This window comes from Selenomonas sp. AB3002, from assembly GCF_000702545.1.
GTDB lineage: Bacteria > Bacillota > Negativicutes > Selenomonadales > Selenomonadaceae > Selenomonas_B > Selenomonas_B ruminantium_A.
This window is the reverse complement of record NZ_JNIO01000002.1, coordinates 338,812-359,846: the sequence shown is the minus strand read 5'-3', so window position 1 is coordinate 359,846 and position 21,035 is coordinate 338,812. Positions and strand designations below refer to the sequence as shown.

General features: G+C 49.8%; 20 protein-coding genes and 2 pseudogenes. 19 read left to right on the top strand and 3 right to left on the bottom strand.

The annotated features are described in order from the left end of the window. Window positions 1–24: 24 nt before the first annotated feature. The 18 genes and pseudogenes from P159_RS0101955 (at window position 25) to P159_RS0101870 (ending at window position 17,659) form a co-directional block, all read left to right on the top strand. Window positions 25–1,218 (top strand): phosphoglycerate kinase, encoded by a 1,194-nt coding sequence (locus P159_RS0101955; protein WP_029540929.1) that lies wholly within the window; start codon window positions 25–27, stop codon window positions 1,216–1,218. A 116-nt stretch (window positions 1,219–1,334) separates the two neighbouring features. Continuing rightward, window positions 1,335–2,084, top strand: a complete 750-nt coding sequence (gene tpiA, locus P159_RS0101950) for a triose-phosphate isomerase (protein ID WP_029540928.1) — start codon at window positions 1,335–1,337, stop codon at window positions 2,082–2,084. A gap of 20 nt (window positions 2,085–2,104) precedes the next feature. Further along, window positions 2,105–3,634 carry a 2,3-bisphosphoglycerate-independent phosphoglycerate mutase gene (gene gpmI / locus P159_RS0101945; protein WP_029540926.1) on the top strand — a complete coding sequence of 510 codons (1,530 nt, stop codon included), beginning with the start codon at window positions 2,105–2,107 and terminating at the stop codon, window positions 3,632–3,634. 100 nt (window positions 3,635–3,734) lie between these two features. Beyond that, complete coding sequence (locus P159_RS0101940; protein ID WP_029540925.1) at window positions 3,735–4,427, top strand: hypothetical protein; 693 nt, start codon at window positions 3,735–3,737, stop codon at window positions 4,425–4,427. A 213-nt stretch (window positions 4,428–4,640) separates the two neighbouring features. Beyond that, window positions 4,641–5,642, top strand: coding sequence for a GGGtGRT protein (locus P159_RS0101935; protein WP_029540924.1), 1,002 nt, complete (start codon window positions 4,641–4,643; stop codon window positions 5,640–5,642). A gap of 138 nt (window positions 5,643–5,780) precedes the next feature. Beyond that, window positions 5,781–6,929, top strand: coding sequence for an ATP-binding protein (locus P159_RS0101930; RefSeq protein WP_029540923.1), 1,149 nt, complete (start codon window positions 5,781–5,783; stop codon window positions 6,927–6,929). Further along, window positions 6,926–7,612: a hypothetical protein gene (locus tag P159_RS0101925; RefSeq protein ID WP_029540922.1), complete on the top strand. Its 687-nt coding sequence runs from the start codon at window positions 6,926–6,928 to the stop codon at window positions 7,610–7,612. Before P159_RS0101930 ends, P159_RS0101925 begins: the two co-directional genes overlap by 4 nt. Window positions 7,613–7,677: 65 nt before the next feature. Next, window positions 7,678–8,526 (top strand): hypothetical protein, encoded by an 849-nt coding sequence (locus P159_RS0101920; protein ID WP_029540920.1) that lies wholly within the window; start codon window positions 7,678–7,680, stop codon window positions 8,524–8,526. Window positions 8,527–8,561: 35 nt separating this feature from the next. After that, window positions 8,562–9,524: a hypothetical protein gene (locus tag P159_RS19035; protein ID WP_029540918.1), complete on the top strand. Its 963-nt coding sequence runs from the start codon at window positions 8,562–8,564 to the stop codon at window positions 9,522–9,524. A 63-nt stretch (window positions 9,525–9,587) separates the two neighbouring features. Beyond that, window positions 9,588–10,142 (top strand): annotated as a pseudogene (locus P159_RS0101910) (GGGtGRT protein); the annotation flags it as partial. Between the two features lie 139 nt (window positions 10,143–10,281). Further along, window positions 10,282–11,070: a CAP domain-containing protein gene (locus P159_RS19030; protein ID WP_051650051.1), complete on the top strand. Its 789-nt coding sequence runs from the start codon at window positions 10,282–10,284 to the stop codon at window positions 11,068–11,070. 164 nt (window positions 11,071–11,234) lie between these two features. Continuing rightward, complete coding sequence (dhaK, locus tag P159_RS0101900) at window positions 11,235–12,224, top strand: dihydroxyacetone kinase subunit DhaK (RefSeq protein WP_029540913.1); 990 nt, start codon at window positions 11,235–11,237, stop codon at window positions 12,222–12,224. A 167-nt stretch (window positions 12,225–12,391) separates the two neighbouring features. Further along, window positions 12,392–13,015 carry a dihydroxyacetone kinase subunit DhaL gene (gene dhaL, locus P159_RS0101895; protein ID WP_029540911.1) on the top strand — a complete coding sequence of 208 codons (624 nt, stop codon included), beginning with the start codon at window positions 12,392–12,394 and terminating at the stop codon, window positions 13,013–13,015. A 53-nt stretch (window positions 13,016–13,068) separates the two neighbouring features. Further along, a complete protein-coding gene (dhaM, locus tag P159_RS0101890) occupies window positions 13,069–13,458 on the top strand; it encodes a dihydroxyacetone kinase phosphoryl donor subunit DhaM (protein WP_029540909.1) in 390 nt (129 codons plus the stop codon). A gap of 166 nt (window positions 13,459–13,624) precedes the next feature. Then, on the top strand, window positions 13,625–14,611 hold the full coding sequence (locus tag P159_RS0101885) for a dihydroxyacetone kinase subunit DhaK (protein ID WP_029540907.1): 987 nt from the start codon (window positions 13,625–13,627) through the stop codon (window positions 14,609–14,611). Window positions 14,612–14,622: 11 nt separating this feature from the next. Then, window positions 14,623–15,270, top strand: a complete 648-nt coding sequence (gene dhaL / locus P159_RS0101880) for a dihydroxyacetone kinase subunit DhaL (protein ID WP_029540905.1) — start codon at window positions 14,623–14,625, stop codon at window positions 15,268–15,270. Between the two features lie 342 nt (window positions 15,271–15,612). After that, window positions 15,613–17,025: a pyruvate kinase gene (gene pyk / locus P159_RS0101875; RefSeq protein ID WP_029540903.1), complete on the top strand. Its 1,413-nt coding sequence runs from the start codon at window positions 15,613–15,615 to the stop codon at window positions 17,023–17,025. A gap of 178 nt (window positions 17,026–17,203) precedes the next feature. Beyond that, window positions 17,204–17,659 carry an AAA family ATPase gene (locus P159_RS0101870; RefSeq protein WP_185753578.1) on the top strand — a complete coding sequence of 152 codons (456 nt, stop codon included), beginning with the start codon at window positions 17,204–17,206 and terminating at the stop codon, window positions 17,657–17,659. A gap of 151 nt (window positions 17,660–17,810) precedes the next feature. Here the strand turns inward: P159_RS0101870 and P159_RS18240 are convergent. From P159_RS18240 to P159_RS18230, 3 genes and pseudogenes are all read right to left on the bottom strand, one after another. Further along, window positions 17,811–18,473 (bottom strand): annotated as a pseudogene (locus P159_RS18240) (hypothetical protein); the annotation flags it as partial. 30 nt (window positions 18,474–18,503) lie between these two features. Further along, window positions 18,504–19,046: a hypothetical protein gene (locus P159_RS19775; RefSeq protein WP_072004093.1), complete on the bottom strand. Its 543-nt coding sequence runs from the start codon at window positions 19,044–19,046 to the stop codon at window positions 18,504–18,506. Beyond that, window positions 19,012–19,251, bottom strand: coding sequence for a hypothetical protein (locus tag P159_RS18230; RefSeq protein WP_037376837.1), 240 nt, complete (start codon window positions 19,249–19,251; stop codon window positions 19,012–19,014). Before P159_RS18230 ends, P159_RS19775 begins: the two co-directional genes overlap by 35 nt. A 344-nt stretch (window positions 19,252–19,595) precedes the next feature. Here P159_RS18230 and P159_RS0101860 point away from each other — a divergent pair, with 344 nt between their 5' ends. Further along, window positions 19,596–20,969: a transposase gene (locus P159_RS0101860; protein WP_029540897.1), complete on the top strand. Its 1,374-nt coding sequence runs from the start codon at window positions 19,596–19,598 to the stop codon at window positions 20,967–20,969. Window positions 20,970–21,035 lie beyond the last annotated feature (66 nt).

The following is a 21,035-nucleotide window of genomic DNA, read 5'->3' as shown; positions in this document are numbered from 1 at the left end:
ATTTTCGATTTGGAGGCGCATTGTATGGATAAGAAAACCATCAAAGACATTGACGTCAAAGGCAAAAAAGTGTTTGTCCGCGTGGACTACAACGTTCCTTTCGATGAAAATCAGAACATCACCAACGATACTCGCATGGTGCGCACTCTGCCGACCATCAACTACCTGCTGGACAACGGCGCTGCTGTGATTCTGGCCTGCCATATCGGCCGTCCTTCCGAGGCTCGCGAGCCTCAGTTCTCCACCAAGCATCTGGTGGCGCATCTCTCCGAGCTCCTCGGCAAAGATGTGAAGTGGGCTGCTGACTGCGTTGGCCCCGAGGCTGAGAAGGCTGCTGCTGACCTGAAGCCGGGCGAGGTCCTGCTGCTGGAGAACCTCCGTTATCACAAGGCTGAGAAGAAGAACGATCCTGAGTTCGCAAAGCAGCTGGCATCCCTGGCTGATGTGGCTGTGGATGACGCTTTCGGCGTTTCCCACCGCGGCCATGCTTCCAACGCTGGTATTGCCCAGTATGTGGAAGTGGTTGCCGGCTTCCTCATGGAGAAAGAGATCAACTACATCGGCAAGACCCTTGAGGCTCCCCAGCATCCTTTCGTGGCTATCATCGGCGGTGCCAAGGTTTCCGATAAGATCGGCGTCATCAGCAACATGATCGAGAAGGTTGACAAGATCATCATCGGCGGCGGCATGGCTCATACCTTCGATGCAGCCAAGGGCCTGCCCATCGGCAAGTCCCTCTGCGAGCCGGACAAGTATGACTTGGCCCGCGACCTGCTGAAGAAGGCTGAGGACAAGGGCGTTGAGGTTATCCTGCCCGTTGACCTGGTCATCGCTGACAAGTTCGCTGCAGATGCCAACACCCAGACCGTTGATGTGGACAAGGTTCCCGATGACTGGCAGGCACTCGATTCCGGTGTGAAGACTTCCGAGAAGTACGTTGAGGCTCTGAAGGGCGCCAAGACTGTTATCTGGAACGGCCCCATGGGCGTGTTCGAGTTCGACGCTTTCGCCAAGGGCACCCTGGCTGTGGCTGAGGCTGTGGCCAAGGCTACTGAGGAAGGCGCTATCTCCATCGTAGGCGGCGGCGACTCCGTGGCAGCTCTGGAGAAGACTGGCCTCACCGAGAAGATTTCTCACGTTTCCACTGGCGGCGGCGCAACTCTCGAGTACCTCGAGGGCAAAGAGATGCCGGGCGTGGCAGCTATCGCTGACAAATAAGATGGCTTCATAAGGCGCTGATTGTTCAGATTCTGCCTTGGGCAGAATCTGGACAATTGCGTTGTGATTTGGGTGGAACACCAAACCGATAAAACATTTTAGGGAGGATTTTACAAATGGCTAGAACTCCGATTATTGCAGGCAACTGGAAGATGAACAACACCATCGCTGAGGGCGTGCAGCTGGTAAAAGAGCTGGCTCCCCTGGTGAAGGATGCCAAGGTTGACGTAGTGGTTTGCCCCACGGCTACTGCTCTCGCTTCCGTGGCTGAGGCTGTCAAGGGCACCAATATCCATGTAGGCGCTCAGAACGTTCATTGGGAGAAGAGCGGTGCTTTCACCGGCGAAATCTCCACCGGTATGCTGAATGAAATCGGCGTAGACTACTGCGTCCTGGGCCACAGCGAGCGCCGCGACTACTTCGGCGAGACCGATGAGGGTGTCAACAAGCGCGCTCTGGCTGCTTTCAAGGCAGGCATCACTCCCATCATCTGCTGCGGCGAGTCCCTGGAGATCCGCGAGGCTGGCACCTACATCGACCATGTGGTAGCTCAGATCAACGCTGCTCTCGAAGGCTTCACTGCTGAGGAAGCTGGCAAGCTGGTCATCGCTTATGAGCCTATCTGGGCTATCGGCACTGGCAAGACCGCTACCTTTGACCAGGCTGAGGAAGTCTGCAAGGCTATCCGCGAGGCTGTGGCCAAGAAGTTCAACCAGGCTGCAGCTGATGCTATCCGCATCCAGTACGGCGGCAGCGTGAAGCCTGCCACCATCAAGGACCTCATGCAGCAGCCCAACGTAGACGGTGCTCTCGTAGGCGGCGCTTCCCTGAAGTCCAAGGATTTCTCCGAGATTGTCAACTACTAAGATAGAAAGCAAGGCAAAAAATGGCAAAACTTAAAAATGCACCTGTGGCCCTCATCATCATGGATGGTTGCGGCCTGGGCGACAAGAGCGATAGCAACAACGCTGTGCAGGTAGCCAAGACCCCTGTGCTGGACGGCCTTTTCGAGAAGTACAAGACCAGCCAGTTGCAGGCTTCCGGCGAGTACGTGGGCCTGCCTGACGGCCAGATGGGCAACTCCGAGGTTGGCCATACCAACATCGGCGCCGGCCGCATCATCTACCAGCAGCTCACCCGCATCACCCGCGACATCAGGAATGGCGACTTCTTCAAGAATGAAGCTCTCCTCTCCATCGTCAACGGCGTGAAGGAGAAGAAGGGCGCCCTGCATCTCATGGGCCTTGTTTCTCCCGGCGGCGTGCACAGCCATCAGGATCATCTTTATGCCCTGCTGGAGCTGGCCAAGAAGAATGGCATTGAGGAAGTCTATGTCCATGCTTTCCTGGACGGCCGCGATGTGCCGCCCCAGAGCGCACAGCCTTTCCTGGAAGAGCTGGAAGCCAAGTGCAAGGAAATCGGTGCAGGCATGATTGCCACTGTCAGCGGCCGCTACTACGCCATGGACCGCGACAACCGCTGGGAGCGTGTGGTGAAGGCCTATGAGGCTCTTACCCATGCCGAGGGTGTCAGCGCTGACAGCGCTGTAGAGGGCTTGAAGGCCAGCTATGCAAACGATGTGAACGACGAGTTCGTGGTTCCCTTCGTGGTCAAAGGCTATCAGGGCATGAAGAACGGCGACGGCGCCATCTTCTTCAACTTCCGCCCCGACCGCGCCCGCCAGCTCACCCACTCCTTCGTGGATGAGACCTTCGATGGCTTTGAGCGCGATGAGAATCTGAAGATTCCGTTTGCCACCTTCTCCCAGTATGAGGATGGCATGAACGCTCTGGTGGCTTTCCCGCCGGAGTCCATCGACAACACTTTGGGCCAGATTATCCAGGACAAGGGCATGACCCAGCTGCGCATTGCCGAGACGGAGAAGTACGCTCATGTCACTTTCTTCTTCAACGGCGGCGTGGAGGAGCCCTATCAGGGCGAGGACCGCATCCTGGTTCCCTCCCCGAAGGTTGCTACTTATGACCTGAAGCCTGAGATGAGCGCTGTTGAGGTTACGGACAAGGTGGTTGAGGCCATCAAGTCCGGCAAGTACGACTTCATCATCCTGAACTATGCCAACTGCGACATGGTGGGCCACACCGGCGTCTTCCCGGCTGTCATCAAGGCTGTGGAGACCGTGGACACCTGCGTGGGCCGCTTCGTGGACGCTATCCGCGAGGTGGGCGGCGAAGTCTGCATCACTGCCGACCACGGCAACGCAGACCAGATGATGGACTATGAGAACGACCAGCCCTTCACCAAGCACACCACCAATCCGGTGCCCTTCATCGTGGTCTCTGACCGGGTGAAGTCCGTGCAGGACGGCGCTCTCTGCGACATCGCTCCCACTCTCCTTACCCTGGCAGGGGTGGAGATTCCCGCCGAAATGACGGGCAAGAACCTGGTGGAGCTTTAATTCCTTTAGTTCAAGAGCTTTGCCCTTCCCGTATGACGGGAGGGGCGGAGCATTGAATAGCAGCAAACGTGTATTTTAGAGAGAGAGGAAACGAACAATGATTGCTTATTCACAAAAAGTGGAAAACATGGCATGTGTGGCACAGGAAGTGCACCACGGCGCCGCTCCGATTCCTGAGGAGGGCAAGTGGGTTAAGTCCAAGAACGTGCAGGACATTAGCGGCCTCACCCATGGTGTGGGCTGGTGCGCACCTCAGCAGGGTGCCTGCAAGCTGACCCTGAATGTCAAGGACGGCATCATCCAGGAAGCTCTCGTTGAGACCATCGGCTGCTCCGGCATGACTCACTCCGCTGCTATGGCAGCAGAGATCCTGCCCGGCCTCACCGTCCTCGAGGCTCTGAACACTGACCTGGTGTGCGATGCCATCAACACCGCTATGCGTGAGCTGTTCCTCCAGATTGCTTATGGCCGTACCCAGACTGCTTTCTCCGATGACGGTCTGCCGGTTGGCGCAGGTCTCGATGACCTGGGCAAGGGCCTCCGCAGCCAGGTTGGTACTCTCTACAGCACCCTCAAGAAGGGTCCCCGTTACCTGGAGCTGGCTGAGGGCTATGTCACGAAGCTCGGTCTCGACAACGAAGGCCGCATCATCGGCTACGAGATCGTTCAGGTTGGCAAGGTTATGGAAGCTGTCCGCAAGGGTCAGGATGCTAACGAGGCCATCAAGGCCAACACCAGCACCAAGGGCCGTTTCGCTGACGCTGTGAAGACCATCGACCCGCGCGAAGACTGAGGAAACACTGATTAATTCAGCCGCCCATCTTGGCGCATCTTGTCTGCCCTCCCTGCGTTGACAAATCCTCGACATAGCACCGCTATGCCTCCGGTTTGTCGCCTTGGGAAGGACAAACGATCTGCACCAATCTGAACGACTTCATTCAATCAGCGTTTCCTACTTCGTGACAATACCTGTAAGAGTTAAAAGCAATCAGGAGGAATGAATACAATGGCAACATTTGAAGGCTATGAGCGCCGCATTGACACCATCAATGAGGTTTGCAAGAAATATGAGATCAAGGATCTGGACGAAGCCAAGAAGATCTGCGACGAGAAGGGCGTTGACCCCTACAAGATCGTAGAGAGCCTCCAGCCTATCGCTTTCGAGAACGCTAAGTGGGCTTACACCCTCGGCGCTGCTATCGCTATCAAGAAGGGCTGCAAGGCTGCTGCTGACGCTGCCAAGGCTATCGGCGAAGGCCTCCAGGCTTTCTGCGTGCCGGGCTCTGTTGCTGACCACCGCAAGGTTGGTCTCGGCCACGGCAACCTGGGCGCTATGCTCCTCTCCGAGGAAGCTGGCTGCTTCGCATTCCTGGCTGGCCATGAGTCCTTCGCAGCTGCAGAGGGCGCTATCGGTATCGCTCAGACCGCCAACAAGGTTCGCAAGAACCCCCTGCGCGTCATCCTGAACGGCCTGGGCAAGGATGCTGCCCAGATCATCAGCCGCATCAACGGCTTCACCTTCGTGGAGACCGAGTATGACTTCAAGGCTGACAAGGTCAACATCGTGAAGGAAGTGGCTTACAGCGACGGCCTCCGTGCCAAGGTTCGCTGCTACGGCGCTGAGTCCGTACAGGAAGGCGTTGCCATCATGAAGCTGGAGAACGTTGACATCTCCATCACCGGCAACTCCACCAACCCCACCCGCTTCCAGCATCCTGTGGCTGGCTGCTACAAGAAGGATTGCATCGAGAATGGCAAGAAGTACTTCTCCGTTGCTTCCGGCGGCGGCACTGGCCGTACCCTCCATCCGGACAACATGGCTGCCGGCCCTGCTTCTTACGGCATGACCGACACCATGGGCCGTATGCATGGCGATGCCCAGTTCGCAGGTTCCTCCTCCGTGCCGGCTCATGTTGACATGATGGGCCTCATCGGCGCAGGCAACAACCCCATGGTCGGCATGACCGTGGCCGTGGCTGTGGCTGTGCAGGAAGCTATGAGCAAGTAAGAATAGCTTTTAGGCAAAATAGAAGGCGCAAGCTCCTTTGGGGCTGGCGCCTTTTTCTTGTGCGGAAATAACGAAAGTGGTAAAATAAATTAAGACAATTTTGCAAAATGTGCGGTTCATGGACATAAGGAGCAGGTTATGTATATAAATTGGATTGAATACGAAAACAGGACCAGCGGGCAGAAGATAAGCCATGTGAATTTTAACAGGCTTAATATGCTGGTAGGGGCATCTGCTGCAGGGAAAACAACCATTTTGCGTGTTATTTCTCAATTCATTCTGGCAATATCCATGGGGCACAGCATTAAAGAGCATTGCAGTATAAGAATGAGTTTCAGCATAGAAGACAGGCTGTCTGGTGGTAAGAAACTAAAGGAATATCTGTGGGAACTTAGGACAAAGGAAGAAAATGTGTTTGCTGCAGAGGATTCTTCTGCTTGTCCCATTTGTTATGAAGTGTTGCATGAATTGCAAGGAAAAAAAGACATTATAAAGCGGCAGGATAACAGAATCAATATAGATGGTTACGAAAATTTGCCTCAAGTACCTAAATTACAAAGTGCAATCTATATATTTCGAGAGAATGTGCCTTTCAATGCTATTGTTGATGATATGAGGGGAGCTATGACTTTATATAATCAAAATGTTGCCTTTAATCCTGTGTCCACTGAATTGTTGGAGCAAATCAAGAAAATAATTCAAGATGCCAGGAAAAATGAAAGACCTATAAGATGGCACTACGCGGTACAGAATAAATTCCCTATATCTTTGCTGATTTATATTGTAAAGAATACACTTCCAGATAGATATGATGATTTTTTAGAAGACCTGCAGGAAATATTTCCTGAGATAGAAGAAGTGCATATCAATCAGATTGCAAGCGATGATGGCAAATATTATTTAAGCATAAGGCAGAATGGAAACTTGATTTTACAGCCGGACATTTCCAGCGGGATAATGCGTACGATATATGTTTTGTCCTGTATACATTTCTGTGAGTCTAACGCGTTGATAATGTTTGATGAATTAGAGAATAGTCTAGGGGTGAACTGCCTGGATGAAGTAGTGGAGCGTATAAGACAGCAATCCATAGAGAAAAATGTTCAGTTCATGCTGACAAGTCATCATCCTTATATAATCAATCAGATACCTGTTAAAAGCTGGTTGATTGTATCGCAGAAGGATAGTGTAATTGAGTGCAGGAGAGCTGAGGAACTGGGGCTGGGTAAAATGCAAAGAGAAAGTTTCTTTGAACTGATAAACTACTTAAAGAGGCAATCGGCATGAAGCTATATTTTCTGCTCGAAGACCAAAAATCTTTTATGAAGGTGCTGCCTCCATGGTTGGAGAAATGCCTGCCTAAATACAAGCAGGTATATACTGCTGATGATTTATCTGATAATTCCTATCTGATAGAAAGCGGATATGGCTATCCGAATATAAGGAATGTGCTCATAAATAAGCTGAACATGTTTTCAGAAGCAGATACTCGACCTGATTGCATAGTTGTCCTATATGATGTTGATGATTGGTCAGAGGGAAAAATAAGCGGTGTGCGTTCAGTATTCGATAATATTTTCATCAGCAGTGGATTGGATATTGACTATAGGCTATTGCCTATAAGCAGATGTTTTGAGACATGGCTCTTAGGCAATAGGGAGATGTTTCCTAAAGAGATGGATGAAAATTTTAGAAAATATGCATCTTTTTATGATGTTTCCAAGGACGATCCGGAAATAATGATGTGTCCTGAGGATTATGAGGAAACAGTCTCAATCTACCACTATAGCTATCTGCAATGCATGCTTAAACTATCCACAGGAAGAAAGTACAGAAAAGGTAGCCCAGGGATTGTGGCAAATGGGGAATATTTGGATTCTTTGATAAATAGGATTGAGGATACGAAGGATATGGATAGTTTTCGTGGGTTTATACTGTTTTTGCGAGACTTAAAGGGGTTAGAAGTATAGGTGAGAGATAAATAAGAGTGTGAAAAGTTATTGCTTCAATGCTTTGTTTAGAAAAGGGAGATATCATGAGTTTTGTGTACGCTGAAAAAGGGGATAACTCATTAGATATTCATTGTGATACGAAAATCGAATTGGATAGTTTTGCAGGTGCATCATTTTCACTTGAACAGATGGAACTTATTAGAAAGTATGGCATAGTTAAGACTACGCTGGTTTGTCCAGAAATTAGTATTTCTTTTGCTGGTAATAATATATATCTGGCTTCAAAATTGTTTAATAGATTGTATAAAAAGAGGCGGTTTTCCACAAAAGAATTAGTAGATATGGCTTATGCTATACATATGGAAGGAAATATAAATGATATAGAGTTTATCATAGCAAGTTGTGATGAAGGCGTTTTATCGCTAATTTGTATAAAAGAACATGAAATACATACAGACTGTATATTTGCATGGATTGGTTCTCATGTGGCTCATCGTGAGTTTCAAGAGTATAGGATAAAAAACAATGAAGGGAAAGCAAGTGACAGGACCAATGGTGCGTTCCTTGAAATTGTTCAAGGATGTTCGGATAAATCAGTTGGTGGATTTCATATTACAGTGGGATATAACTCTGTTGAAAATATTATAGGATACAAAAGATGCAAAACTTTTCAGAATACCAATCGTCAGATAATTCAGCCTGGAAAGACGGTTCGCTTTCTTGTGGATGCCCAAGAGGGCGGATTCTCTTTTGAACAAATTCCTGTATCTATGGATGATTTAATATTGAGGATAGATCAAATGGAACCCGCAATATTGTATTCTAAAAGAGCAAGGATGACTGAAAGAGATATGGAAAATTCTCAACTATTTTCATTGATGCTTCCTATGCTTATTCGTGAAGATGGCAATGGTAAATGGATTAGGTTATGATATGTTGAGTAGGCCCTAAAGAGGAGAAAATTATCATGAAGAAAATTTTTATCTTCGTACTAATGGTTATATCTTTGCTTACGGCACCTGCACTTGCTGCTGAAAAATTAATAAGTGCCACGGGTATGTATATTGCTGGTGCATCAGAGTCATTAAACGACGCTAAGCAAAACGCCTTGCAAGATGCTATGCGGCAGGCAGCAGAACAGGCTGGGGTGTTAGTGAATTCCTATTCTAAGACACATAATATGCAACTGACAGATGATGAAGTAACTGTGGTAGCAACTAAGATAATCAAGGTGATTGATAAAAAGTTTGATGTAGAACTGTTGTCTGATTCTGAAATAAAAGTTACGGCATATGTTGATGTGGTTGTTAATACTGAAAGTATGAATGAAGATATTATTAAGCTTAAAAATAAAAATGAAGAATTGTTAAGCGAAAAGACAAATTTGCAGATAAAGCAGGATGCATTAAATGAAATGAATAAATTGAAGAATAATATCGTTGAGAAGTATAGAAATATGTTTAATGTTTTTAATGGCCCAATAAAGACAAAGAAACTGGATTTCAATTGTTATTGGAAGGATGCTGTAAGCAATTTTGATATCGAGATGAGTAGATTGGATTATTATGGCTCTGGCGGTTCTTTAGCGATGGCGCGCTCTAATTATTTGAGGAGTAATGTTCCCCAGAACAAATGGAAAGATTATGTCGACGATGTAATTTGTGAATTGGAGATTAAAGCGATAGAACGTCATATAGCTATGGGGGATTATGACTTAGCACTAATGGATTGTTGTTCGATTACACATAAAATAAGTGAAAATAATTTTAGCACTAGAATGCAAGACGATTCAAAAGAAAAGCTTATACGTTATGTAAAAGTGATTGGGGAATATTTGAGTGTTTATGAACCTGAAAAATTTAACGACATAATGCTTAAGCACGTTTTTTCGCCAAAAGACATTAAAAGTTTGCTCGAGAGGCTTTTATGATGTACTATGTTATGGTAGATTTGAATTATGGAAAGCAAGCAGCAGATTTTTGATGCTATGGGAAAGGCTGTCCTGAATGGCCTGGGCAAGGATGCTGCCCAGATCATCAGCCGCATCAACGGCTTCACCTTCGTGGAGACCGAGTATGACTTCAAGGCTGACAAGGTCAACATCGTGAAGGAAGTAGCTTACAGCGACGGCCTCCGTGCCAAGGTTCGCTGCTACGGCGCTGAGTCCGTACAGGAAGGTGTTGCCATCATGAAGCTGGAGAACGTTGATATCTCCATCACCGGCAACTCCACCAACCCCACCCGCTTCCAGCATCCTGTGGCTGGCTGCTACAAGAAGGACTGCATCGAGAACGGCAAGAAGTACTTCTCCGTTGCTTCCGGCGGCGGCACTGGTCGTACTCTCCATCCGGACAACATGGCTGCCGGCCCTGCTTCTTACGGCATGACCGACACCATGGGCCGTATGCATGGCGATGCTCAGTTCGCAGGTTCCTCCTCCGTGCCGGCTCATGTTGACATGATGGGCCTCATCGGCGCAGGCAACAACCCCATGGTCGGCATGACCGTGGCCGTGGCTGTGGCTGTGCAGGAAGCTATGAGCAAGTAAGATAGCCAATGGCTTGATCAAAGGCGCAAGTTCCTTATTGGGGCTTGTGCCTTTTTCTTGCGGAAAGAAATCGTAGATGATAAAATAATTTGAAAGAATTTTGCAAAATAGATGGTACGTACCTCAAGGAGAATTAGATATGTGTTTGGAAGCCAAAAGCGTAAAAATGGTGATACTGGCGGCAGCCTTTTGTGTGTGGTTCGTGTCCTTGCCAGGCTCGGGAGAGGCTGCCTATGAACCATCATTCAGCATGAAGGACGCTTTACATGATGCAGCAAAGGAGGTGCCAGAGCGAGAGAAAATGACCCGTCCCGCAGGGGCGGTGCTGTCCTATCCTGGGCGGCAGGCCCGTTTTGCTGTGAGTGACCCGGAAATTGCGGAGATCCTTCAAGAGAAGGGCGAGTATATTGTGCGCCTGCGCAAGCCTGGTAAGGTGCTGGTGCATGTCATTTTTCCTCGGGGGAATGGGGCGCTTCCTTTAGTGCGGCAATTGCAGTGTGAGGTGACTGGCAGTCAGGCCGAAAGGACTGACACGGCTGCCAGTCAGTATGCCAGGCAGGTACTGGAACTTTGCAATGCGGAGCGGAAGCAAGCCGGGCTGGCGCCACTGAAATTGGATGAAGAACTGGCGGGCTATGCGGAAATCAGGGCGGAGGAGGCTACGCGCAAGTTTGCACATGTGCGGCCAAATGGCAAATATTGCAGCAGCGTCATGCCTTTCTCGTATTTCAGCAGATTCCGGAAATATGGCGAAAACCTGGCGGGGGGACAGCTTACACCGGCTGAGGCGGTGCAGGGCTGGATGAATTCGCCGGGGCACAGAGCTAATATCCTGAATCCGCGCTACAAGCTGCTGGGGGTGGCCTATGTTTACAGGCCGGATAGCAAGTATAAGCATTATTGGGCGCAGCAATTCGGCACACGCTGACATTAGGGGAAAATAGAAAAATGCATGAGATTTGCTTTCTTATTATGGCGTATTCTGATACGATTTATCGTAATTAATCCTTGTTTTTTCTGAACATTACTGCTATACTATTACATGGGTGTAACAACAATTCTGACATTTCGTTTTGTATTGGAGGTCACATCATGAAAAAAATCATCAACGCAGTGGAAAAAGTCGAGGAGCAGATGGTGCTTGGACTGGTGAAGTCCAGGCCGGAGAAGCTTCGCAAGCTGGACTCAGGCAATGTGGTGGTGCGCCAGCCCAAGAAAGAGGGCAAGGTGGCACTGGTTTCTGGTGGCGGCAGCGGACATGAGCCTGCTCATGGCGGCTTCGTGGGCACCGGCATGCTGGATGCGGCTGTGGCTGGCGCGGTCTTCACTTCTCCTACTCCTGACCAGATCCTGGAGGGCATCAAGGCTGTGGCCACTGATGAGGGCGTGCTCTGCGTGGTGAAGAACTACACGGGTGACGTGATGAATTTTGAAATGGCTATCGACATGGCTAAGGATGAGGATATCAAGGCCGATTATGTGGTAGTCAATGATGATGTGGCGGTGAAGGACAGCCTTTATACTACTGGGCGCCGCGGCGTAGCAGGCACTATCCTGGTGCATAAGATTGCCGGGGCCAAGGCAGAGGAAGGGGCCAGCCTGGAGGAAGTGAAGGCTGTGGCTGAGAAGGTCATAGCTAATGTCCGCACCATGGGCATGGCCATAACTCCCTGCACTGTGCCGGCAGCTGGCAAGCCGGGATTTACCCTCACAGATGAGGAAATGGAAATCGGCATCGGCATCCACGGGGAGCCGGGCACCCATCGGGAGAAGCTCCAGCAGGCTGATGAGATTGCCAAGCAGCTCTTGGACAAGATTCTGGAGGATATCGACTTCAAAGGCAGTGAAGTGGTGCTCATGGTGAATGGCATGGGGGCTACGCCCTTGATGGAGCTCTGCATCGTGAACAATTTCGTGCAGGATTACCTGCAGGAAAAGGGTGTCAAGGTCTATGATACTATGATGGGGAACTATATGACTTCCATTGAGATGGCAGGGTTCTCCCTCACTCTGCTTAAGTTGGATGATGAGATGAAGAAGTTGTATGAGGCTCCGGCTGATACGGCTGCGCTTCATAAGTAAGGTTTCGGTTGTTCATTTTCTTTGGCGCAAAGAAAACGAACCAAAAGAAAACGCAGCCTTGCCTTTCATCCATGAAAGCCAACGGCTGCGGGACGCCCATCCATGGGCTGAAGTTTGAATTGCTTGGGTTACCTCCTGTATGAAATAATCACTAGGGGATGAGGTTTATGATCGATAATAAGAAGATGTGTGAGATTCTCGGGGCTATGGCTGAGAAAGTCCAGGAGCAGAAGGATTTCCTCACGGAACTGGATAATGAGATCGGTGATGGGGATCATGGCATCAATCTGGCTCGCGGGTTTGCTGCTGTGAAGGAGAAAATGCCTTCTTTTGCTGATAAGGATGTGGGGGCTATCCTCAAGGTAACTGGCATGACTTTGGTTTCCACGGTGGGAGGAGCTTCCGGGCCTCTCTATGGCACTGCTTTCATGAAGGCTGGCATGGCCTGCAAGGGCATGGCTGAGATCGGCGGGAAAGAGTTCCTGGCAGCCTTCTCTGCTGCTGTGGCAGGCATCAAGCAGCGGGGCAAGTCCGAAGAGGGTGAGAAGACCATGCTGGATGCTCTTTGCCCTGCCGAGCGGGCTCTCACTGAAGCCTTGGGTGGCGGCGCTGACCTTAAGGAGGCTTTGGGCAAGGCTGTAGACGCAGCTGAGGAAGGCCTGGTGCATACCAAGGACATCATAGCTACCAAGGGCAGGGCCAGTTATCTGGGGGAGCGCAGCCTGGGCCATCAGGATCCGGGGGCCACATCCTCCCTGCTCCTGCTGCAGGTTTTTGAAGCTACACTCTGATAAATAGTTCCATACATAGCAATACAGGCAGCAGATATACAGGAGGTAATACTATGGTGGGGATTGTGATTGTGTCCCACAGCCAAAAGCTTGCTGAGGGTGTGGTGGAGATTGCCAAGATGATGGCGGATAAGGATGCTCCCATTGTGGCGGCAGGCGGCATGGAGGACGGTGGCCTTGGCACCAGCTTTGAGAAGATCAGCAGGGCGGTGGATGAGGTCTACTCTGATGAAGGCGTAGCTATCCTTATGGATATGGGCAGTGCCGTCATGACGGCAGAGATGGTCATAGAGGCCATGGAAGACCGCCGCATCAAGCTGATAGACGGACCTGTGGCCGAAGGCGCAGTGCTGGCCGCTGTGGAAGCCAAGATGGGATCCTCTCTGGAGGTCATTGCCCAGCGGGTGGAAGAAGCCAGGGATATCAAGAAACTCAGCGAGTGATTTAAGGAAGCATTAAGAAAATAAACTTTTGCAGGCAGGAAATAACGGGCCTTAGCACGAATAAGTGCAAACGAAGGGGCTTGTTGGTTCCTGCCTCTTTTTTCCTTTATTTTTGAGAATTGTTTGCCATCGGAGTTCTGTTGAGGACAGGTAAAGAGGTGAGACTGTGAAAAAATTCATCAATGGGCCGGAGAATCTGGAGGCGGAGATTACCAGGGGGCTGGCTCTGTCAAAGCCGGGCCTTCTCCGCCAGCTGCCTGGCAGCAATGTCCTTGTACGGCAGAATCTCAAGAAGGACAAGGTGGCACTGGTTTTTGGCTGTGGCAGCGGGCATGAGCCGGCTCCTGGCGGCTTCGTAGGCTTTGGCATGCTGGATGCCGGGGTTCCGGGCAAGATTTTTTCTTCTCCCACCCCTGACATGATTTTGAAGGGCATCAGGGCGGTACGGACGAATGCAGGAGTTCTTTGCCTGATTGTGAATTATACGGGAGATCTGCTGAACTTCCGCATGGCCATGGAAATGGCCCAAATGGAGGGCATTGCCGTGGAGTCCGTCATTGTGGCTGATGATGTGGCTACCCAGAAGAGCAAGTCTGTAGGTCAGCGTGGCCTGGCGGGAGTGGTACTGGTAATGAAAATTGCCGGGGCCGAAGCGGAGATGGGAACAGATCTATATGGTGTGAAGGAAACCGCCAAGTGGGCTGCTTCCGGGCTTCGTACCGTGGGAGTTGCCTGCCGGCCCTGCGTAATTCCTGCAGATGGCGAGCCCAGCTTTGAGCTGGGGGAACTGGAGATGGAGATTGGCATGGGGCTGCACGGAGAACCCGGGGTCATGCGGTGCCCCATGATGAGCGCCCGCGACACCGCCCGTCAGATGCTGGAGCTGATCCTTCTTGACTGCAATTATGAGAACAGCGAAGTGGTGGTTCTCATCAACGGCCTGGGAGGAACTCCCATCATGGAGCTTTATGTGGTCAATGAGTTTGTTCATCAGTATCTGGCCGAGCAGGGCATAGTGGTTTACGATACTATGATAGGCAATTACATGACTTCTATGGAAATGGGAGGTTTTTCCATCAGCCTCATGCGGGTAGATCCGCACTTGAAGGCTCTTTATGATGCTGCAGCGGTGACACCAGTTATCAGGCGTTAGGAGGTGGCTGCATGACAGGGAAAGAATATATGATTGCGGCCCTGGAAGAGGTCAGCAGAGTCATCATGGAGCATGAAACAGTGCTGAACCGCCTTGACAATGCCATAGGCGACGGAGATCACGGCACCAATATGGCCAGGGCTTCACGCATGATGCTGAAGCTTCTGCCGGAACTGGGAGAGACCAGGGATGACATGGGTGCCATCCTCCATCAGGTGGGGATGAGCTGCATCAGCGAGATTGGCGGCTCGGCCGGACCGCTTTTTGGTACCTTTTATCTGAGGGCGGGCATGGCGAACCGCGGCAAGACTTCCATGGAGCCAGCGGACTGGGTGGCCAGTTTTGAGGCCGGGGCTGTGGGAGTTTCCCAACTGGGCATGAGCGCAGAGGGTGACAAGACCATGTTGGATGCGCTTTTCCCTGCGGGCAGGGCTATGCAGGAGGCGCTGGAGGCGGGGAAATCCTTCCAGGAAATCCTGGCAGCAGGAGCCGAGGCGGCGAAGGATGGGGTGGAGTATACCAAGACCATCCAGGCCAGCAGGGGCAGGGCTGCTTATATAGGCGAGCGCAGCATTGGCCATCAGGACCCGGGGGCTACGACCATCATGCTCATGCTTCAGGCCATGCATAAGGTGGCTGAGGAAATGAAGGCTGAATGACAATTTTGGGACATGACATCTGGCTGTTCGATTTCAGCATAATTTTTACTGATGACGGTCACTTTTTGCCATGAATCAAAGCAATAAATTTGAAGCAATTTGCATAAGAAAAAAGTTTTTTCTGAAAATATTTTTTTCAGCCCAAAACCCTTGAAAATGTTTTACTTATGGGGCTAAAACGTGTAGAATAGTTCTTGCAAAAGAGGTGGGGAAATGTTCCCATCCATGATTAAGGCCGAGACAGGGCACTACGAAGCGACGCCATGGAATCAGGAAAGCAAGCGGCTTTCCACGGCAGTGCCCGTCTATATATTATGTTTTATTTAAGGTGGGGGTTAACACATGTTAAAGAAGACGAAAATCATCTGCACCCAGGGACCTTCTACGGAGAAGCCGGGCATCATCGAGCAGCTCATTGAGAACGGCATGAACTGCGCCCGTTTCAACTTCTCCCATGGCGACCATCAGGAGCATCTGGGCCGCATCAACATGGTGCGTGAAGCTGCCAAAAAGGCCGGCAAGGTGATTTCCCTGATCCTTGACACTAAGGGCCCTGAGATGCGCCTTGGTGAGTTCAAGGACGGCAAGGTTATGCTGGAGAAGGGCAACAAGTTCACTTTGACCTTCGAAGACATCCCTGGCGACGAGACTCATGTTTCCGTAAACCATAAGGGGCTCTACACTGAAGTTAAGCCCGGCGATACCCTGCTCCTTTCCGATGGCCTCGTGGCTTTGAAGGTGGACGAGATCAAGGGCAAGGACATTGTCACCACCATCCAGAACAGCGGCAAGATGAGCACCAAGAAGCGCGTAGCTGCTCCTGGCGTTTCCCTGGGCCTGCCTCCCATCTCCGAGCAGGATGCCAAGGACATCGTCTTCGGCTGCCAGCAGGATATGGACTTCGTGGCTGCTTCCTTCATCCAGCGTCCCGAGGATGTGCTGGCTATCCGCAAGCTCATCGAGGAGAACAATGGCCACATGCAGATCATCCCCAAGATCGAGAACCTTGAGGGCGTGAAGAACTTCGACAAGATTCTTGAGGTTTCCGACGGCATCATGGTTGCCCGTGGCGACCTGGGTGTTGAGGTTCCCGCTGAGGATGTGCCTCTGATCCAGAAAGAGATCATCAAGAAGTGCAACAAGGCTGGCAAGCCCGTTATCGTTGCTACCCAGATGCTTGACTCCATGGAGCGCAACCCCCGTCCGACCCGTGCAGAGGTCTCCGACGTTGGCAACGCTATCCTGGACGGCACCGATGCCATCATGCTCTCCGGCGAGACTGCTTCCGGCGACTATCCGGTAGAGGCTGTTTCCACCATGAACCGCATTGCTACCCGCATTGAGAGCTCCCTTGAGTACAAGGATCTCTTCATGGAGCGCGGCTTCGAGCATCTCCAGAGCCGTACCCGTGCTGTGGCTCACGCTACTGTGCAGATGGCTTACGAGCTGGATGCAGCAGCCATCATCGCTCCGACCGAGAGTGGCTACACTGCTGAGGTCATTTCCAAGTACCGTCCGAAGGCAGCTATCGTGGCCTACACTCCGGACGAGCGTGCTGTCCGCCAGCTGAACCTGCGTTGGGGCGTATATCCCATCCTGGGCAACCAGTGGAGCGATGTGAACGAGATGACCAGCGGCGCCACTTCAGCAGCTGTGAAGCATGACTATGTGAAGCGCGGCGACTGCACCATCATCACCAGCGGCATCAAGACCAGCGAAGGCAACACCAACTCCATCCGTATCTACACCATCTGAGTTTAGATTGGATTTCCCAAGGCTCCGGCATCTGCCGGGGCCTTTTTGTGATATGTTGGGATGGATAAATTATTGAATAGTCATACAAAATATTGTAAAATAATCTTCAAGAGTGATACAGTTGCAAACAGTGGATTTTAAATAGCGAAAATGCTGTTAAATATAGGAGAAACAGTATATGGGGAAAATATTGGGAATCGCAATAAAAAATTACGGCTCTTTGAAAGATATCAAGATGGGAAAACTATTCAGTGACCGCAATGCAGCGGAATTGGGCAATATGGTGGCCATCATTGGCCCCGGCGGGAATGGGAAAAGCACGATAGCTGATGCCTTTGGCTTTATTTCCGATTGCATATCTAGTGACGTGGAAACGGCATGCGATGTAAAAAACCGTGGTGGTTTTGATCAATTGATCTCGCAAGGGGAAGCAGATTCGATACACTTTGAGATATACTACAAAGAAAATCAAAATGCCCGGCCAATTACTTACGAATTAACAATCAGCAAGGATAAAAACAACAGACCATACGTGAAGGAGGAACGGCTGCGTCAAAGGAGATCCGGGAAAAGCTATGGCTGGCCACTATCCTTCCTGCATTTAGTAGATGGTAAAGGATATGATGTGAATTAGAAAAGTCGACAGTCTAAATGAGAATGGGTAGCTGTTGGTGTTGAGGTGATGGGAAATGCTTTTACACAAAGCTGGAATACCGTAGCTTGAAAGCGTATGGGAAAATTGGCGCAGAAAACACCAGTCCTTGAAAAAATATTTTTTTCAGGGTTCAAGCACGCTTACGCCAGGCATCTACGTGGATGACGGATATTATGGCGAATAACCTAATATACCACATCATGGAAGAGTGATGGCGTCCTTCTTCCAGTAGCCCGTCAATCTTTATGCGTTTGTTGGCCCGTTCAGCAGATGTGCGCTTGTTGTAGATTTGCTTCCATTGAGGTGAACCGCGTGGAGGATCGCAGAACAGCCGTGGATTATCCTTAAGACTTATATGCACAACACGGCCATAAGTGGATTTGGTACAGCGCTTGTCGCACAAGCATAGCCTTTCTGCGTATTTTGTCTTCGGACAAATATATTTGGCTCTGTGCCGTTTCTTATCAGTGCCATCAGGTTTCAGGGGAAGTCCAAGAGGACAGATTGGCACACCTTTATCACTTATTGTATATCCCTTCTCCTCAGCTGATTTGGTGCCACGAAGATTCAAGTCTATGAAGGGCGTTATGCTGCTTTTGTTGCACATCTCGTACACAGCAGTTGCATCGTGTGCGGAATCAAGGATCAAAACGGAAATATTCCAGTCTGCGAAGAACGCCTTGATGCAGGCAAGTCTGTGCAGCATGGCAGGAAGATCATGGCGGGATGCACGCTCCAGAATAGGGAAGACAGGCAATCTGGAGTTAGCATCCGTGAAGAGATAGAGGTTATAACCATAGAAAAAGAAATTCCTGGACGAATCCTAGCCCCAATTGGCATCTGGCTGGGAGAACCAGCGCTTGTGGTGGCAACTGTCGATGCCCTTTTTATAGCAATCGCACATCGAATGGCTTCGCTCACGGTTAGAAACCTGCACTGGAGTGCCGTCACTGGCCAGAACCAGTTTCTTGACATCCAGAAGATTTTTGTGAATCGAACCGGCCAGGAATACCCTGTTGTAGATTTCACCGATGATGTGCAGTTTGGTCATGAGGATACCTCCGGCGCTGTGTCCATCAAAATACTTGATGACGGTGGCAGCATGATCTTTGTCGAAGGACGGAGACTTTTCGCCATTGCTCTTTCCTTTAGGCGGTTTCTTCCTGCGGTAGCGTAGGTTAGACAAGAAATTGTTGCCTCCTGGCCATAGGCGATGGAAGAAGTCATAAAAAGCGCCGAAGGACGGTGTATGGTCGGGTGAAAAGCCTGACAGTATGGCCATAGACTCATCAGAGCGCAGGCGTTCGGCCCAGTCAACAAGAGAAGTAGACTTAAGCCAGATGGAAAGCAAGTAGGAACGCAGCATAGAGGAAGGCAGCCATGCAGGACGACCTTCCTCTGAGTAAAAAGGGTCGCATAATCTCGTCAACCAGTGAAAGGTCAAGAGCCAGGAGGCTGACTGCCAGCTTGCGATTCTTCTTGTCGAAGCGCTTGAGGCGACTGTTGTGAATGCGTTGGGAGAGGAGCTGCCTATAGGTAGCGTGGGAGCCGATTTCAGGCAATCTCAGCATGATGTTCACCTTCTTTCAAGTACTATTGTACATGTGAAACATCAAACTGAGATGGGTGATACTCATTCGCAGCAGTATTTTGCCATAAAATGTGGGGGCACATTGAATAATGTGCCATGGCTCAAGGCAGACAAATAGAGGGTTTTGAGTTTTCTAATTTACATTATGGTGTAGGGAGGGCTATATTCCATGGCTGACACTCCTTATTATCTTACTCAAACTTCGCAGTTGTGAAACTGCCAAATTATTCGACTTGTACCATTTCCTAAAAAAATAGCATAAGCTCTCTCCGTTTTGTATAATGAAAGTGACAGCAATCATAACATAAACGGAGGGCTTATGCCATGAACATTGTATCACAGAATCATATCTTTGGTGAACAACTTTCTTCAAAAATATCTTGTTTCCTGGAAGAATTCCATGTTGGCAAGATACTCAAGGCCTGCAATGCCTATAAGGTTCGCGGTTTCTCTGTAAGCAATGTGTTTAAGGTTGCGTTCGAGAATGCCTTTCGCAACAAGTCCTTTTATCAGCAGGAAAAGATGGATTCATCTGTTATTCCCTTTGCTAAAGATACCTTTTACCGTTTCATGAATTCCAGTTGTGTCAACTGGCGCAAATTCACTCTGCAGCTTGGTAAATCCATCATTCAAAAAATTGTACCTCTTACCAATGAAAACCGGCGCAACGTGCTTATCATCGATGACTCCTTGTTAAGCAGGGCACGTTCCAAGAATGTGGAGCTGCTTGCCAAGGTGTTTGACCACGTCGAGCACAAGTATACGCGGGGGTTCCGCATGCTGACTCTCGGCTGGAGTGATGGGAATTCGTTTCTGCCACTCAGCCACTGTCTGCTTTCATCTGCCAATCGTGTCAATCGGCTGCAGGAGTCTTCGGATAAGATCGACTCGCGTAGCAACGGCGGGAAACAGCGCAAGCTGGCACAGACTAAGGCTACCGTTGTTATGCAGAAGCTCTTGGCTGAGGCAAAATCTATGGAGATTCCAGCCCGCTACGTTCTTTTTGACACCTGGTTCTGTTCACCGTCTTCCCTTGTTCAAGTCAAGGAACTCGGCTTCGATGCCATTGCTATGGTAAAAAAGTCTGAAAACAGTCATTTCCTTCATGACGAACGCATGAAGAGTGTAATGGCAATCTTTCGCCAGTCTAAAAAGCGTCCTGGTTGCTCAAAGTATCTGCTTTCAGTAGAGGCGGCGGTGGTAAAGGAAGGAAAAACTCTGCCAGTCAAACTCGTTTTCGTTAGGAACAGAAGCAACCCCAAGGACTATCTAATCTTGGTATCCACAGATACCTGTTTGTCTGAGGAAGACATCATCCAGACTTATGGAAAGCGCTGGAATATCGAGGTTTTCTTCAAGATATGCAAGTCATTCCTGAAACTTGGGAAAGAAAGCCACGCTCTGTCTTATGATGCAATGACATCACATGTATCCGTTGTATTTGCAAGGTATATGATGTTGTCACTAGAGCAGCGCCGGAATGTCGATAAACGGAGCATAGGTGAGCTATTCTATCTCGCTTATGACGAATTGCAGGATCTGCGTTATCTCGATGCCTTGGTGTTGCTCTTGAAAGAACTTATTGCTACGGTAAAGGGAAAGACGTTTTTTATGGAAAAGGAACTGGACATGATGCTCGATTTGTTCTTGGAAAATCTGCCGAATTTATGGAACAAGTGTTTGAAACGCTGTGCATGAGGCAGACTTTCTAGGAGTCATGGCTCTACACCGCACATAGGTGCTGGCCTGTTTCTCTTGTGCGAA

Excerpts from the sequence above, each read along its gene's own strand:
- P159_RS0101955 (WP_029540929.1), top strand. The coding sequence starts at position 25 with ATGGATAAGAAAACCATCAAAGACATTGACGTCAAAGGCAAAAAAGTG.
- tpiA (WP_029540928.1), top strand. The coding sequence starts at position 1,335 with ATGGCTAGAACTCCGATTATTGCAGGCAACTGGAAGATGAACAACACC.
- gpmI (WP_029540926.1), top strand. The coding sequence starts at position 2,105 with ATGGCAAAACTTAAAAATGCACCTGTGGCCCTCATCATCATGGATGGT.
- P159_RS0101935 (WP_029540924.1), top strand. The coding sequence starts at position 4,641 with ATGGCAACATTTGAAGGCTATGAGCGCCGCATTGACACCATCAATGAG.
- P159_RS0101930 (WP_029540923.1), top strand. The coding sequence starts at position 5,781 with ATGTATATAAATTGGATTGAATACGAAAACAGGACCAGCGGGCAGAAG.
- P159_RS0101925 (WP_029540922.1), top strand. The coding sequence starts at position 6,926 with ATGAAGCTATATTTTCTGCTCGAAGACCAAAAATCTTTTATGAAGGTG.
- P159_RS0101920 (WP_029540920.1), top strand. The coding sequence starts at position 7,678 with ATGAGTTTTGTGTACGCTGAAAAAGGGGATAACTCATTAGATATTCAT.
- P159_RS19035 (WP_029540918.1), top strand. The coding sequence starts at position 8,562 with ATGAAGAAAATTTTTATCTTCGTACTAATGGTTATATCTTTGCTTACG.
- P159_RS19030 (WP_051650051.1), top strand. The coding sequence starts at position 10,282 with ATGTGTTTGGAAGCCAAAAGCGTAAAAATGGTGATACTGGCGGCAGCC.
- dhaK (WP_029540913.1), top strand. The coding sequence starts at position 11,235 with ATGAAAAAAATCATCAACGCAGTGGAAAAAGTCGAGGAGCAGATGGTG.
- dhaL (WP_029540911.1), top strand. The coding sequence starts at position 12,392 with ATGATCGATAATAAGAAGATGTGTGAGATTCTCGGGGCTATGGCTGAG.
- dhaM (WP_029540909.1), top strand. The coding sequence starts at position 13,069 with ATGGTGGGGATTGTGATTGTGTCCCACAGCCAAAAGCTTGCTGAGGGT.
- dhaL (WP_029540905.1), top strand. The coding sequence starts at position 14,623 with ATGACAGGGAAAGAATATATGATTGCGGCCCTGGAAGAGGTCAGCAGA.
- pyk (WP_029540903.1), top strand. The coding sequence starts at position 15,613 with ATGTTAAAGAAGACGAAAATCATCTGCACCCAGGGACCTTCTACGGAG.
- P159_RS0101870 (WP_185753578.1), top strand. The coding sequence starts at position 17,204 with ATGGGGAAAATATTGGGAATCGCAATAAAAAATTACGGCTCTTTGAAA.
- P159_RS19775 (WP_072004093.1), bottom strand. The coding sequence starts at position 19,046 with ATGCTGCGTTCCTACTTGCTTTCCATCTGGCTTAAGTCTACTTCTCTT.
- P159_RS18230 (WP_037376837.1), bottom strand. The coding sequence starts at position 19,251 with ATGCTGAGATTGCCTGAAATCGGCTCCCACGCTACCTATAGGCAGCTC.
- P159_RS0101860 (WP_029540897.1), top strand. The coding sequence starts at position 19,596 with ATGAACATTGTATCACAGAATCATATCTTTGGTGAACAACTTTCTTCA.